The 13660-nt window shown below is 67.4% G+C and carries 21 protein-coding genes; 13 read left to right on the top strand and 8 right to left on the bottom strand.

Annotated elements, in window-relative coordinates; all coding sequences use genetic code 11:
* Positions 1-133: 133 nt before the first annotated feature.
* Positions 134-325, bottom strand: coding sequence for a helix-turn-helix transcriptional regulator (locus FH608_RS46220; protein ID WP_139637555.1), 192 nt, complete (start codon positions 323-325; stop codon positions 134-136).
* A gap of 62 nt (positions 326-387) precedes the next feature.
* Between FH608_RS46220 and FH608_RS46215 the strand changes: the two genes are divergently transcribed.
* Entirely contained in the window at positions 388-1599 is a 1212-nt protein-coding gene (locus tag FH608_RS46215; protein WP_139637554.1) for an RNA-guided endonuclease InsQ/TnpB family protein, read from the top strand.
* Positions 1600-1697: 98 nt separating this feature from the next.
* Positions 1698-1958, top strand: coding sequence for a hypothetical protein (locus tag FH608_RS46210; RefSeq protein ID WP_139637553.1), 261 nt, complete (start codon positions 1698-1700; stop codon positions 1956-1958).
* 167 nt (positions 1959-2125) lie between these two features.
* Here FH608_RS46210 and FH608_RS46205 read toward each other — a convergent pair whose 3' ends face one another.
* Positions 2126-2473 (bottom strand): hypothetical protein, encoded by a 348-nt coding sequence (locus FH608_RS46205; RefSeq protein ID WP_139637552.1) that lies wholly within the window; start codon positions 2471-2473, stop codon positions 2126-2128.
* Positions 2474-2693: 220 nt separating this feature from the next.
* Here FH608_RS46205 and FH608_RS46200 point away from each other — a divergent pair, with 220 nt between their 5' ends.
* Both FH608_RS46200 and FH608_RS46195 read left to right on the top strand, forming a co-directional pair.
* Positions 2694-2981 (top strand): hypothetical protein, encoded by a 288-nt coding sequence (locus FH608_RS46200; RefSeq protein WP_139637551.1) that lies wholly within the window; start codon positions 2694-2696, stop codon positions 2979-2981.
* Between the two features lie 5 nt (positions 2982-2986).
* Complete coding sequence (locus FH608_RS46195) at positions 2987-3448, top strand: hypothetical protein (RefSeq protein ID WP_139637550.1); 462 nt, start codon at positions 2987-2989, stop codon at positions 3446-3448.
* 94 nt (positions 3449-3542) lie between these two features.
* Here FH608_RS46195 and FH608_RS46190 read toward each other — a convergent pair whose 3' ends face one another.
* The 4 genes from FH608_RS46190 to FH608_RS46180 all read right to left on the bottom strand — a co-directional run bounded on the left by FH608_RS46190 (position 3543) and on the right by FH608_RS46180 (position 6299).
* Positions 3543-3746 carry a hypothetical protein gene (locus tag FH608_RS46190; RefSeq protein ID WP_139637549.1) on the bottom strand — a complete coding sequence of 68 codons (204 nt, stop codon included), beginning with the start codon at positions 3744-3746 and terminating at the stop codon, positions 3543-3545.
* Positions 3747-3773: 27 nt separating this feature from the next.
* Positions 3774-4142, bottom strand: a complete 369-nt coding sequence (locus tag FH608_RS46185) for a hypothetical protein (protein ID WP_139637548.1) — start codon at positions 4140-4142, stop codon at positions 3774-3776.
* Positions 4143-4559: 417 nt separating this feature from the next.
* On the bottom strand, positions 4560-4721 hold the full coding sequence (locus FH608_RS52190; protein ID WP_193319019.1) for a hypothetical protein: 162 nt from the start codon (positions 4719-4721) through the stop codon (positions 4560-4562).
* Between the two features lie 18 nt (positions 4722-4739).
* Positions 4740-6299 (bottom strand): hypothetical protein, encoded by a 1560-nt coding sequence (locus tag FH608_RS46180; RefSeq protein WP_139637547.1) that lies wholly within the window; start codon positions 6297-6299, stop codon positions 4740-4742.
* Between the two features lie 13 nt (positions 6300-6312).
* Between FH608_RS46180 and FH608_RS52185 the strand changes: the two genes are divergently transcribed.
* Together FH608_RS52185 and FH608_RS46175 are read left to right on the top strand one after the other, a co-directional pair.
* Positions 6313-6459: a hypothetical protein gene (locus tag FH608_RS52185; protein ID WP_193319018.1), complete on the top strand. Its 147-nt coding sequence runs from the start codon at positions 6313-6315 to the stop codon at positions 6457-6459.
* A 15-nt stretch (positions 6460-6474) separates the two neighbouring features.
* The gene (locus tag FH608_RS46175; protein WP_139637546.1) at positions 6475-6822 is read left to right on the top strand and encodes a hypothetical protein; all 348 of its coding nucleotides are present in this window, start codon (positions 6475-6477) and stop codon (positions 6820-6822) included.
* 75 nt (positions 6823-6897) lie between these two features.
* Here the strand turns inward: FH608_RS46175 and FH608_RS46170 are convergent, their stop codons facing one another.
* Both FH608_RS46170 and FH608_RS46165 read right to left on the bottom strand, forming a co-directional pair.
* Entirely contained in the window at positions 6898-7509 is a 612-nt protein-coding gene (locus FH608_RS46170) for a transposase (protein ID WP_139637545.1), read from the bottom strand.
* Positions 7434-7976 carry a winged helix-turn-helix domain-containing protein gene (locus FH608_RS46165; protein WP_139637544.1) on the bottom strand — a complete coding sequence of 181 codons (543 nt, stop codon included), beginning with the start codon at positions 7974-7976 and terminating at the stop codon, positions 7434-7436. The genes FH608_RS46170 and FH608_RS46165 overlap by 76 nt, the downstream gene beginning before the upstream one ends.
* 715 nt (positions 7977-8691) lie before the next feature.
* Between FH608_RS46165 and FH608_RS52180 the strand changes: the two genes are divergently transcribed.
* The 7 genes from FH608_RS52180 (at position 8692) to FH608_RS46130 (ending at position 13653) form a co-directional block, all read left to right on the top strand.
* The gene (locus FH608_RS52180) at positions 8692-9000 is read left to right on the top strand and encodes an HNH endonuclease (protein ID WP_193319017.1); all 309 of its coding nucleotides are present in this window, start codon (positions 8692-8694) and stop codon (positions 8998-9000) included.
* A 448-nt stretch (positions 9001-9448) separates the two neighbouring features.
* A complete protein-coding gene (locus FH608_RS52175; RefSeq protein ID WP_193319016.1) occupies positions 9449-9601 on the top strand; it encodes a hypothetical protein in 153 nt (50 codons plus the stop codon).
* Positions 9602-9692: 91 nt separating this feature from the next.
* A complete protein-coding gene (locus FH608_RS46150) occupies positions 9693-10091 on the top strand; it encodes a hypothetical protein (protein WP_139637542.1) in 399 nt (132 codons plus the stop codon).
* A 459-nt stretch (positions 10092-10550) separates the two neighbouring features.
* Complete coding sequence (locus FH608_RS46145) at positions 10551-10790, top strand: hypothetical protein (RefSeq protein WP_139637541.1); 240 nt, start codon at positions 10551-10553, stop codon at positions 10788-10790.
* Between the two features lie 3 nt (positions 10791-10793).
* Entirely contained in the window at positions 10794-11174 is a 381-nt protein-coding gene (locus FH608_RS46140) for a hypothetical protein (RefSeq protein WP_139637540.1), read from the top strand.
* 366 nt (positions 11175-11540) lie between these two features.
* The gene (locus FH608_RS54785) at positions 11541-12011 is read left to right on the top strand and encodes a phage terminase small subunit (protein WP_139637539.1); all 471 of its coding nucleotides are present in this window, start codon (positions 11541-11543) and stop codon (positions 12009-12011) included.
* A 46-nt stretch (positions 12012-12057) separates the two neighbouring features.
* Positions 12058-13653, top strand: a complete 1596-nt coding sequence (locus FH608_RS46130; protein WP_226900498.1) for a hypothetical protein — start codon at positions 12058-12060, stop codon at positions 13651-13653.
* The last annotated feature ends 7 nt before the right edge of the window (positions 13654-13660 follow it).

Raw genomic sequence — 13660 nt, 5'->3', positions numbered from 1 at the left:
GACGACTCTCGTGCAGGTGTTGCTGTGGTGCGCCCTGCTGTGGTTCGTACGGGAGAGAGACCAGGCGAGAGCCGAATAAAGACTCCGGGCGAGCGACTCTGACTGCACGCCGGTCGTTCGCCCGGTGCACCACTCAAGTCTCCTCGCGGGGGCGCGCAGGGTGCTTGGCCCGCCACTCGCGTAGCGGCGCTTCCTGCCACATGAGCGCCCGTCCGAACCGCTTCGGCTCGGGGAAGTCCTCGTGATCGCGGGCGTAGTAGTACACCGTCCGCTCGTCCACTCCGAGGATCACGGCAGCTTGCTTGGTGGTCAGGTAGTCCTCCACACCCAACAGATTAGGGTAAGCTTTAACCCAAGACAGTTGGGTTAAAGAAGGGTTAGCCTGCCGTGTCCCGCTACCGCCTCACGCCGACGCCTGCCCAAGAGGTGGCGTTGCTGGAGCATTGCGGGCATGCCCGGTTCGTCTGGAATCTGGCGCTTGAGCAGTGCTCCCACTGGAGGCCAGGACGTAAGAGCGCGCCCGGGTTCGCCGAGCAGTGTCGCCAATTAACCGAGGCCCGCGCAGAGTTTGAGTGGCTGCGCGCAGGCAGCCAGATGGTGCAGCAGCAGGCGCTGAAGGATTTCGCGCAGGCTATGGCCAACTTCTTCGGTGGCAGTCACCGCAAGCCGACATGGCGCAAGCGCGGGCGGATGGAAGGATTTCGCATAGTTGGGCAGCGTGGAGCCGGACGCCACGGTAAGTGGGATGTCCGCCGCGTTTCCCGCAATGTCGGCGAGGTCAAGGTCCCCAAAGTGGGCTGGGTCCGCTTCCGCTGGTCGCGTGCCGTCCCCGAAGACGTCAAGTCGTTCAGGATCACCCGAGACGCTTCAGGTCGCTGGCATGTCGCCTTCGCGGCTATACCGGAACCGATCTCAGCACCCGGCACGGGTGACGTTGTTGGCGTTGATCGTGGCGTTGTTGTGTCTGCCGCGTTGTCTACGGGCGAGTTGCTGCATGCGCCAACGTATCGTGACACCGAGAAGGCCCGCCTCCTGCGACTGCTCCGCAAACTGGCCCGTGCCCAGCGCGGGTCGAACCGGCGGAGCAAGGTGAAGGCCGCCATCGCGAAACTGAAGGCGCGGGACACGGATCGCCGCAAGGACTGGATTGAGAAGACCAGCACCGACCTCGCACGCCGCTTCGACGTGATCGCGGTCGAAGACCTGAAGATCCGCAACATGACCCGATCGGCCAAAGGCACCATCGACGCGCCGGGCCGGAACGTCCGGCAGAAGGCCGGGCTGAACCGAGGCATCCTCGCGGCGGGCTGGGGACAACTGGTCGAACGGCTGGAACACAAGGCCCCGGGCCGAATCGTGAAGATCAACCCCGCGTACACGAGTCAGCGTTGCTCGGCGTGCGGGATCGTGGACGCGAAGTCGCGCGAGAGCCAAGCCGACTTCCGTTGCCGATCCTGCGGATACGCCTGCAACGCCGACGTGAACGCGGCCAGGAACATCAAACACGCGGCAGGGCATGCCGTGTCTGCGCGGGGAGGCCCGCCGTTGGGCGGGCCGGTGAACCGCGAACCTCAACACGACATCCTCCCCGTGAGGTAGTTGCCGTTGGAATTCCCCGCCGCCAGGCGGGGGAGGATGTCAAGCCGCATGCTTGGCTGCCCGCCCGGACATCAACCCCTCATCCTCGGGAGCCCCTCATGCCCGACCGCTCGGACCTCACCCTCCCGTGCCTGGCCTGCGGCAAGCCCCTCACGTCGGCCCTGCCCGGAGCGTGCATCAACCAGCCGTCCGGGGCGACCACGTTCACGACGACTGGCCACTACGGGTCCACCGTGTTCGACCCGATGGACGGCTCCCGCCTGGACGTGAACGTGTGCGACGACTGCCTCACAGCCCGGCGGGACCGGGTGCTCCACATCGCCCACGACGGGACTCTCCAGCCGTGGGGCGTGGACTGATGGACTTCGCCACAGGCTGGAAGATCTCCCGCTCCGTCCCGGCAGAGAACCACGCCTCGCGCTGATCCTACGTCCAGTCGGACGGCCGCCTCTTGTGCGACTGCCACGTCCTCTTCCGGCATCCGCAGTTCCTCGCTGACCTCGGAGACCTGAGCGCGCTGCCGTAGCTACGCCTCTCCGCCCGCGCACCGGCACGGCACCTGAACGAGCGTCCCCGCCTCCCGATCGAAGTGGGCGACCTTCCGCGACCCGAAACACAGACGGCACGGGAACGCAGCCGAGACCACAGGATCGGACCACACCCGGTGGTTCGTCGCGGTCGGCTCCGGTGGCGGCGGCTTGGAGCACGCTTCCGCCGGCTCATTGTCGCCGCCGACCCAGCCGAGCCCGCCGCAGAAGCGGCACGCGAGGAACAGCGGGCCGACCAGCTCGCCCTTGCTGCCCTGGCACTCGGGGCAGGTGATCGGGTCGGTCATCCGCGCCCTGTCCCGCCGCACGCCGAGCACGGAACCCATTTCCGCTGCTTGTTCTCCTCGCCGTTCATCTCCATCCACTCCCCCTGCGCGCCGAGACACACGCCGCAGATCGGTGGGGCTTCGTCGTCGTCCTTTTTGCCCATGCCCGGACGGTAGCCGGATACGCACGGCGCGTCTGTGGTCTTTGGGGTTCTAGCCCTGTACCACCCCGAGACCCGCCCACCACGGCGGGCTTTCGCACGCCTGAGGAGGTGGTCGCGTGGCCGACGAGTACGACCCCTCCCTCCACGGCTCCTACGGCAGGTGGCTCCGCGAGAAGGGCGTCCAGACCCGTGCCGGCGGATGGACGAACGCCACCCACGACCAGGTGCGCGAGGGCGTCGGCGAAGACGGCCGCCGCTTCAAAGTCGTCACCGACCAGCTCGGCAACGACGTCATCCAGCACGGCAACGACCAACAGTCCGTGCACATCAAGTCCACGGAAACCATCCGCGCCACCGTCGCCACGACCACGAGCAGCGGCGCTAACGAGCAGTCGAGGGGCTGATCATCATGTCGATTACTTCGAGCGGCTTCTTCACTTCGACGTTCGTCGCCACGCTGGGCGCGTCCCAGATCGGGCTGGACCTGGACGACGACGACATGTTCAAGGTGGCCCTCTTCACGGACAGCGTCGTCCCCGACTTCGATGCGGTGGCCGCATCTGCCGCGTACGGCGCCGGCGTGTGGGCGTCGAACGAAGTCTCCGGCACCGGCTACACGGCCGGCGGCGCGGTCCTCGGAACCGCCGCGCTCACGGGCGCGTCCGGGGTGCTGAAGTTCGACGCCGCCGACTCGTCGTGGACGTCCTCGACGATCACGGGCGCTAAGGGTGCGCTGATCTACGCGGACGGTCTGACCGGTAAGAACGCGGTCGTGCTCGTCAACCTGGGAAGCGGGTATTCCACCTCGAACGGAACGCTTGCGATCACCTGGAACGCGAGCGGGATCTTCACGGTGACGCTCAACAGTTAGCCGTGACCTGCGCGCCCGCCGCCTGACCTCGCCGCCTACGGGCGGCTTTCGCGTGTCTGGGGGTCGTGGTGGTCGCCGCTTACCGCTCCCACACTCAGACCACGTCGCAGTCGTCCACGTTCACGTGCGCTGTCCCGGCCGGGACAGCGTCCGGGGATGTGGTGTTCGCGGTCCAGTCGGCAGACCTGGTCACGTTCGCGAACATGGGCACGCCCAGCGGTGGCACGGCCTGGAGTTTGCTGACCTCCCGCCAGTGGGGCGACGCCAGCAACCTCGCCGGGGTGAAGATCTGGTACAAGACCGCTGGCGGCTCCGAGGGCACCAACTACACGTTTTCGCAGGGTTCAGGCGGCGGCAGCGCGGTGATCGTCCTGTCGGTGTCGGGCGCGGACGCCTCGACCATCGTCAACGCCTCAGCGATCTCCGGTACCAGCACCACGCTCACCACCCCGTCCGTCACCCCGAACGGCACAACGGACCTGCTGATCCGGGTGGGCACAGCACGCGGCTCGTCAGCGATGTCGTTCACCGCGCCCGCGTCGCACACCGAACGCGGCGACGCCAACGTCAACGTGGTGTTCACCAACGCCGCCTGCTCGACGGCCACCCGGTCGCTCGCCTCAGGCGCGGCCACGGGCACGGCGAACTTCACCGTGTCGCCCGCGCCAGCGGACCGGATCGGCTTCTCGATCACGCTTGGGCAGCCTGGCGGGACGGACGCCACCGCGACCCCGGCCGTGGTGGCTGCTACGGCGTCGATCCCGGGCCCGTCCGTGCAGGCGGACCTGTCGGCGACCGCCACCCCTGCCGTGGTAGCTGCGACGGCCAGCATCCCCACCCCGGACACGTCGGCGGGCGAGGTCACGTTCGTTTCGGCTTCGCATGCGACGTCGTTCACCGGCGTCCTGCCCGAGGGTGCCCAGCAGGGCGACATCCTCCTCGCCATCATCCAAGCCACGGCCCCGCCCACGGGGCCGGACGGCTGGACCAAACTCGGCGACGACCGCACCGCTTCCGATTTCGCCGGTAACGCCTGGACCACGACCGTGGGAGCTTCCGCCCCGGACCTGACGTGGGTGGGCGTTGACGGCCCCATCGTGGACATCCTCTGCTATCGGGGCGCGACCGCCCCCGAGGTGTTCTCCCAAAGCTCTGCCGGCTCCGCTACCGCCCCGTCGGTGACGACGACGGTCCCGGACTCGATGCTGGTCTGCTTGTACGCGGACGAGTCGGTGCAGACGTTGACCGCGCCGGCCGGGATGACGCTGCGCACCCCCTCATCAAGCTTCGCCTACAACGCCGAAGCCGACCAGCTGATTGAGACGCCGGGCGCTACCGGCACCCGCGCGTTCGGTGGCGCTACGGGGCCGATCGGCATCTGGTCGGTCGTTCTCGCGCCGGGCGCTGCTGCAGTCGACGCGACCGCCACCCCGGCTGTCGTCGCCGGCACGGCGTCCGTTCCCGCCCCTACGCCCAGCACCGGGTCTACCGCTTCGCCGAGCGTGGTGGCCGCCACAGCGTCCCTGCCGGCTGTGTCGCCTTCGGCGGGCGCGACCGCGCAACCGTCCACTGTCGCTGCTGCTGCGTCGATCTCTGCTCCTGGTGTGGCGGCGTCGTCGACCGCGAGCCCTGGCGTGGTCGCCGCGTCCGCGTCCATCCCCAGCCCGGCCGTCAGCGCTGCCGCTACTGCATCTCCGGCGACGGTGGACGCATCCGCGTCGATCCCAGATCCGGTGGTGCTGGCTGAGAAGGTCGCCCACCCGGATGCCGTGGCAGCGTCGGCGTCCATCCCGGACCCTGCGGTGAGCGCCGGTTCGAGCGTGTCGCCAGCCACGGTCCAGGCGACCGCCACCGTGCCATCTCCGGCGGTTTCGGCGGTCACCGCGGCGTCCCCCAGCACGGTCACGGCCACCGCCACGATCCCGGCCGCGAGCATCTCCACAAGCTCGACAGCCGCCCCGAACGTCGTCGAGGCCACGGCATCGATCCCAGCGCCTACCACGTCCTCTGGGGCGACTGCGAGCCCGGCCGTGGTCTCGGCGACCACCACCATCCCCGAGGCCACAACCACGACAGGCTCAACGGCGAGCCCCACCGTGGTCCAAGCGTCGGCGGACGTGCCGGCTGCGACCGTCTCGGCGAGCTCAACCGCAACGCCCAGCACGATCACAGCCAGCACGGCCATCCCGACGCCCGAGGTCGCCACCGGCCAGGTCGCCACGCCCGCGACCGTCACCGCGACGGCCACGATCCCGACACCCACCGTGGCGTACGGGCAGACCGCCACCCCCGACACGGTCACAGCGGTTGCGTCGATCCCGTCTCCGGCCGTCCAGTCGGGCAGCTCCACGACCGCAGCACCGGACACCGTCCACGCCGCGGCGTCGATCCCTGCCCCGGGCGTCTCGGCGGGAAGCACCGCGAGCGCGCCTGTAGTCGCCGCTACGGCGTCCGTAGCCGCTCCCACGGCCTCCGCGTCGTCCACCGCCTCCCCGAGCGCTGTGGACGCCTCTACGGCCATCCCAACCCCGGACGTTGCCACGGGAGCCACCGCAACCCCAGGCACCATCCAGGCGAGCGCGTCGATCCCGTCGCCCACCGTCCAAGCCGGCGGCAACGCCAACGCCCAACCCGCGACCATCAACGCCGTAGCGAGCATCCCCGGGCCGGCCGTGAGCACCAGCTCCACGGCCACACCCACTCTGATCCTCGCTACTGCTGCGGTCCCGACACCCACCACCACGACCCTCGTTGCTGCTACTCCACAGGTGGTGGAGGCGTACGCGTCCATCCCGGCCGCGCTCATCTCCACCACCGCACGGCCTCCCGTCGTGGCTGCGGTGGCGTCCATCCCGACACCATCCGTGTCCACAGGCGTGGCCCCGGACCTGCCTCCCGAACTCGGCGGCGCGCTCGTGGCCCGCCACGAGCTTGGCGGCTCAAGGGTGGACGGGCAAGGGCTCGGCGGGTCGAAGGTCACCACCAACCAGCTCGGCGGATCACGCGCGTAGAAGGGGGTGGTTCTTGTGCCCGACTTCGTCAACCTGACCCTGACCGAGGACGACGACGAGTCCGCCTCCTTCCGTATCACCGACGACGCGGGCGACGCTCTCGGGCTCACCGGCGCTGACGTGTTCGCCGTCATCAAGGCCAGCCAGGCAGTGGAGGACGACGCGAGCACGGGCGTGTTCACCCTGACCGAGGGCGACGGCGTCACCATCGACGACGCAGCGAACGGGCTGATCACGCTCACTTTCCCTTCGGGCGTGACCGAGTCGCCGGGCGTCTGGTTCTACAAGATCAGGGTGAGTCGCGGTTCCCCATCGGCGACCAAGACGGCCATCGAAGGGTGGCTCAGCGTCGCGGACTCATGAGCCCGCGCAAGTCGTTGACCGTGTGCTCGAATATGTCGGAGTCGTCCGATACACACATTAAATTCGTAGAGTCGGTCATGGCTTTGCCGGGGTATCGAGGGTGAGCCCGGTCTGGGTCAGACAGCCGGTGAGCAGGTGAGGCCGGTATTGGATCTTCTTCAGCTTGCGTTTGATGATCCGGACGAGCCCGGGCAGGTCGGTGACGGCGAAGTTGGCCAGGGCCCGGCGGAGCAGCGACCACACACCCTCGGCGGGGTTGAGCTCGGGAGCGTAGGCGGGAAGCTGGACGATGCGTAACCAGTCGGCGTTCTCGGCGGCGAAGTCGGCGAGCTGGCCGGCCAGGTGCACGTTCAAGTTGTCCCAGCACCACACCAGCGGCGCACCCAGATGGTGGTGGGTGGCCACGATCAGGTCCCGATAGTCCATCCAGGAGAAGGTCTTGGGTTCGCCCTTGCGGCCGTGGTAGACGTGCAGGCGGTAGAACAGGTGCGGCCGTTCACCGTCCCGGAAGGCCAGGACGCCGGCCATGTTGACCCGGCCCGAGCCTCTGCCGCGGACCGTCACCACCGGCCGGGCGCCGACCGGTGCCCAGGTGCGTCCTTTCGGCGGCCTCAGCCCCTGCCCGGCTTCGTCTTCGAAGCAGAGGTAGGCGCCCAGGTCCGCCGCGGTTCTTTTACCGCGGGCCACACCTCGGCCTTCCACAACGCGATGGCCTCCTGGTCCCGCTCGATCGCGCGCCGGGCCGGGACCTGCACCGACCAGCCGTGGCGGTGCATCAGCTTGCCCACGCCCTCGATGGTGTAGCCGATGTGGAACAGCCGCCCGATCAGTGTCTTGATCCGGCCCAGCGTCCAGCACTGATCCTCGGCATATCCCCAGGCCAGCGGGCCCCGTCGTAACTCGGCATCCAGCCGCGCCCACTGAGCGGCCGACAGCTTCTCCCTCGACACCGGCCCCTTGGACAGCAGCGCCGGCCTGCCGCCCTCTCGCCATGCCTTCCGCCAGCGGGTCACCGACCGCTCGTGCACCCGTAACCGCGCCGCGACCGTCCTGGTCGGCTCCCCGGCCTCGAACCACTCGGCCGCCTGCAGCCGTACACGCTCCCGCCGCTCCTGTTCCGCGGGCGTGTACCCACCCCTTTGCCCGTACCGCATGCTCCGGTCGTACCGCACCGAACGCGATCCGTCACGAGGCTAGGACTCTACGCTTTCAACCGGTGTAGCCTGACCAACACAACCGAAAAGTGAACCCCGGCGAGTGCTACCAACACTCCCGGGGCGTGGCCGATCTACTGAGGAGATCGACGTGTCACAGAGTACACACGTGTGCGTTAACCCTGCCTGCCAGGCGGAGCACTTCCCGACGCGCAAGGGCCGCTGTCCACGGTGCGCGAAGTACTTCAGCCGCCGTGGCGTAGAGCGGCCCAAGGAAGTCATCGATGGGAAGAGGCTTCCGCGACCTAGCACTATCAAGCCCCGCGAGTGCTCGCGCTGCTTGGAGATGTCCACCAGGATTCAACTCGGCCGGTGCCCTGCCTGCTACCAGTACTTCAAGGCGAATGGCGCAGAGCGCCCGTTCGCGCGCATCTTCCACGTAAAACTCCGCCAGTTAGGTCTCCGCCTATGCCGGACGTGTCGTGCAGTCCTCAGTATCAAGTCCTTCCACAAGGGGGGACAGTGGGACTGCAAGGACTGCCAGCGGAAGGCCATAGGCATCTGGAAGGCTCGCCACCCCGAATACGTTCCGCTCTTCAAGCGGGACCCCGAAGCCCGCATACGGCACTTGCAGACTCGTCGACGATGGCGGCTTACTCCCACTGGGAAGGTTGCTAGGAAGCGTCAATATGAGCGCAACAAGGAGCGGGCGAAGGTGGATCCCGAGTATCGCGCCCGTCGTGCAGCCATCATGCGGAAGGTGAAGTTCAACCGCCGTCGCCGCCTGCGTGCAGCATTCGTCGAAGTGGTTGATCCGCAGTACATCTTCCAGCGAGACCAGGGCGTCTGCCAGATCTGCAGGAAGCGCGTCAGAGCGGGCGAGTGGAGCCTGGATCACATCATCCCGCTGTCGAGAGGCGGGACTCATGAAACCGCCAACGTCCGCCTCGCGCACAAGAGGTGCAACTCCCGCAAGTGGGCCAATGCCGGTCCCGGTGGAGACCAACTCCTATTGCTGGGGTGACCGTGCCTCGTAGATCATTAACAGTTTGTTCTACGCCTTCGTGCGCCGAACTCACTTCGGGCGGTCGCTGCGCTGTCTGCAGGCGAGAGGCGGAACGGCAGCGAGGCAGCGCCTCACAGCGCGGCTATGACGCGGCCTGGCAGCGTACGAGAGCGGCCTACCTGAAGAACCATCCCCGCTGTGAGTGCGAGGACTGCGAGGCTCTGCCGTACGAGCAGCGCCCCGCCGCGACGGACGTGGACCACATCGACGGGCTCGGACCGAACGGTCCGCGCGGTCACGACCCGAGCAACCTGAGGGCGCTCACAAAGTCTCACCATTCGAGGCGGACGGCACGTGATCAACCCGGCGGATGGAACGCCCGATAGTCACGCTCGGTACAACTCGTCACCGGCGGGAGAACCATGATCGGTGACCGTCTGTAGTAATCGCAGGAATGGAGAAGCACATGAACGCCTCCGATCTCTTCACCCTGCTCGCCCTCGTCTGCTTCCTCACCGCCTCCGTCGTCGGCTTCATCCACAAGTCGTGGGTGTCGGCGCTGTTCTGTCTCGGCGTCGCCTTCCTCGTGTTGGCGGGCGGAGAACTGCTCACCACCTGAACCCATCAAGATCCTCCCGGTTCGCGGCGGGAGGTAGAGGCCCCCGAGAACTTCCGGGCTCGGGGGCCTCGCCACACCCCGGGAGAAACACATGCCTCTGCACCTGCCGCCTCAGCACAAGCTCACCCTGTCCGGCGGCCCATTCGTCTACACGGTCACCCTTGACGGGCATGACCTGAGCCAGGCCATCCGCCGCATGACCATCGACGTGGACCCGCGCGACAGCCTGCCCCGCGTGGAAGCGGAACTCGCCATCCACGCCATCGAGGTGACCGAGCTCGGCGTGAAGGACGCCCACTTCGAGGTGGTCATGCCCGACGAAACACGCGCTGCGCTGATCGCTCTCGGCTGGACTCCGCCCGTATCGGAGGCCGCCTGCCCAGACTGGTCGATGAGCAAGGAGCACACGGCCCACGAGTGGGACGGCGACGTCCCCGTGTCTGGCCGCTTCTCCTGCCCCGGCTGGCCTTCTCCGGCAGGTGACCGATGACCACCGTTCAGGTCTCCTGGGTTCCCGCCCTACCTGCACCTGCCGATCTCGGCGAACAGGTAGCCGATCTGGAGTTCACGACCAAGCCTCTGCCCGAGTCCAGGTCTCTGCTGGTACCCACGTCCGAGCGGTACGTGGCCATCCCCGTTCGCATGCTGCGCTCGGCAGGAACGAACCGGGTCAGCCTGCGTGGGCGCGTCCCGTGGCCTTCGTACCGCCTGCTGTTCGACCTCCCGCACCCTCACTCCCGCAGGGTGAAGACGGAGTACCACCGCCGCTCCCGCGCGCGTGGGAGGAAGAGATGACTGCCGTCCGAGTCCACTGGACCTTCGATGATGGCGCGGTCGTCGAGTTCGATGCAGACCTGTCGACCAGGGTTGTGCCAGACGCCCCGTCCGAGGATGGGCCTTCCGGCGCGCAATGCGTGCTACTCGCCTACCGAGGTGAGGAGCGCCAGCCGTGAAGCTCCCCGTCGACGCTCTCCTCGAAGCCCTCACGCATCCCTGCTTCTACCTCAGCGGTGACGAGAACGGCGGAGTAGGACTCCACTGCCGCGACCACCACGACGGCGGACGGCCGCTCGCCTACTACGACCGGGCCGGCAGCATCTGTTCGGATCCGGAGGTGGCCAACGTCGCCACCATTCCAGGCCTGTGGGCTGTAGCTGTGGACCACCTGTCCACGCAGCACGAGGGGTAGCGCATGGACTGGTACACCGCAGCCCTCCGAGCACGGGATCCACAGCGCACACAGATCCTCGCCGCCACCGTTGATCTGTGGTGCACCTACCTGGCAGCACAAGCAGACCTGCCCTACCTGACGCGCATGCTGAACCAGGAGGAGCGAGTGGAGCAGCCCGCCGGCCAGATCCTCGACAGCCTCGGCCTCACCCTCGACCTCGACCCTGGAGACCTGGCCACCTCAGCGGTAGCCCTTGTCAAGGTCGTGAAGGACGACGGCTCGGTCACTCTGATCTACGCCCACAGCGAGGGCATCTCGTGGATAGAAGCGATCGGCTTGATCACGGCAGGCTCCGACATCGTGCGGCATGGCTACGCCCACGCTGATGAGGACGACGCGTGATCGATATCCCTGCATGCCCGCCCCCGCTGCACGAGTAGTGATCACATACACGCCACTACTGGTGATCATGCAATACCTATTCCTCTGGGTCATGTCGACATTCACGAAATCGGACATTAGGGCATAAACAGCGCTCATGATCATGATTACACAGAGTTCCGGGCGCACCCTCAAATCGGACATTTCGGGAATCACCACAAATCGGACATATGGGGCATAACCCCCAAATCGGACACATATTAGAGGACCGCGGGGGAGAGCCGTCGAAGGTCTGCCAGGTCAGAGAGTCCTTGATCAACCTCAAGATGGTGACGCAATGTGACCGTCGCCCGATGTCGCGCAACGCGGCTGAGGAGTGAATGAACCATGCCAAGAGGCGGACATGCAGCGTCCGGGCCCGCACCGGATCCGAACGCGCTACGTCGAAGCAGGCCCGCGGACGCAGCCACGTGGACCACCCTTCCTTCCGAAGGCCGCGAGGGCGAACCTCCCGAATGGCCGCTACTGGAGCCGGACGGCCGCGAGTGGGAGTTGTGGGCGGACTTCTGGTCCCGCCCGCAGGCGCTCATGTGGGAGAAGATGGGCCAGCTGTACGAGGTCGCGATGTGCGTGCGCATGCTCGCCCGCGCGGAGCAGCCGAAGTCGTCGATCGAATTGCAGAAGGTGGTCCGACAGTACTTCGACTCGCTGGGGCTCTCCACGCAGGGGATGCTGCGCAACCGGTGGCGTCTCTCGGCGAATGAGGTCGCGGAGAAGCGCGCTACGAAGACTGTGAAGGCGGCGCCGGGGCGTTCCGTGAGGGATCGGCTGAAGGCCATCGATGGCGGGGGAGCGTAGCCCGCGGCCTCTGCTCGTCGCGCCGGCGTGGATCGAGGCGCACTGTGTGATCCCGGACGGTTTCCGTCGCGGCGACCCGTTCAACCTGTACGACTACCAGCTCCGCTACTTCGCCGCGTTCTATCTGGTGCGCGGGGATGCGGTGTGGCAGCCGGAGGATCCGGTTCTCGGCCCGGCGTTCGTGTACCGGCGTGGCTTGCTCGCTGGTCCGCAGAAGCTTGGCAAGGGACCGCATACCGCCGCGCATGTGTGTGTGGAGGGTGTCGGGCCTGCGCTGTTCGCTGGCTGGGCGGGCCGTGATGATGGGTACGCGTGCGCCGACTTCGGGTGTGGCTGCGGGTGGGAGTACCCGTACGAGCGCGGCGAGCCGATGGGCATGCCGTGGCCGACGCCGCTCATCCAGATCACCGCCGTGTCCGAGGAGCAGACGGACAACATCTATGGTGCGCTCCGGCCGATGATCGAACTGGGGCCGCTCGCGGACTTGATCCCGAAGACGGGCGAGGAGTTCATCCGCCTGCCGGGCGGCGGCCGAGTGGACACGGTGACGTCCTCCGCGCAGTCGCGGCTTGGTCAGCGGGTCACGTTCGTCCCGCAGGACGAGGTTGGGTTGTGGACGACGACCAACAAGATGACGAGGGTTGCCGACACCCAGTACCGCGGCCTGGCGGGTATGGGCGGGCGGGCGTCGCTGACGACGAACGCGTGGGACCCGTCGGAGAATTCGGTCGCTCAGCAGCAGTTCGAGTCGTCGGCGCAGGACATCTACCGCCAGTTTGTGCAGCCGCCAGGGCACCTGTCGTATCGGAACAAGGCGGAGCGGCGCAGGATCCACCGCATCGTGTACGGCGAGGCGTTGAAGGAGAACGGCGGCCACGTCGACCTCGACTCGATCGAAGCTGAGGCCGCGGACCTGATCGAGCGGGATCCCGCCCAGGCGGAGCGGTTCTTCGGCAACCGGATCGTTTACGGCGCCGGCCACTTCATCGACGGCGACGTCTGGGATGGTCGGGCCGAACCGTGCGAGGTGCCGGACGGTACCGCGATCGTGCTCGGGATGGACGGCAGCGACGTCGACGACTGGACCGGGATCCGAGCCGAGACCAGCGACGGCTTCCAGTTCACGCCCACATTCGGCCCCGACCGGCGGCCCACCGTGTGGGACCCGGCGGCGTACGGCGGGCAGGTGCCGCGGCTTGAAGTGGCGGCGGCGTTCGACGAGCTCATGACCCGGTTCAACGTGGTGCGGGCCTACATCGACCCGCCCGGGTGGACGTCCGAGATCGACGCGTGGGCGGAGAAGTACGGCGACAAGATCGTGATCCGGTGGGCGACCTACCGGCCGGTGCAGATGCACGCCGCGTGCGAGCGGCTGCACGTGGACGTCGGGAAAGCTGATTCGAGCTTCCGGCACGACGGCTGCCCGATCACCGCCATCCACGTCCGGAACACCCGCAAGGCGCCGCGGCCGGGCCAGCGGTACGTGCTGGCGAAGGCCAGCCAAACCCAGAAGATCGACCTGACCGTCTGCTCCGTGCTCGCGCACGAGGCGTACGGCGACGCGACCGCCGCCGGGCTGTTCACGGTCGAGAAGCCCACCGAGAACCTGATCTACACGGCGTCATCAACACGACGGAGGTGACGCCCGG

Origin of the sequence: Nonomuraea phyllanthi (genome assembly GCF_006334985.2) — a bacterium.
GTDB lineage: Bacteria > Actinomycetota > Actinomycetes > Streptosporangiales > Streptosporangiaceae > Nonomuraea > Nonomuraea phyllanthi.
The sequence above is the reverse complement of the archived record's forward strand: the minus strand, read 5'-3'. Positions and strand labels throughout refer to the sequence as shown.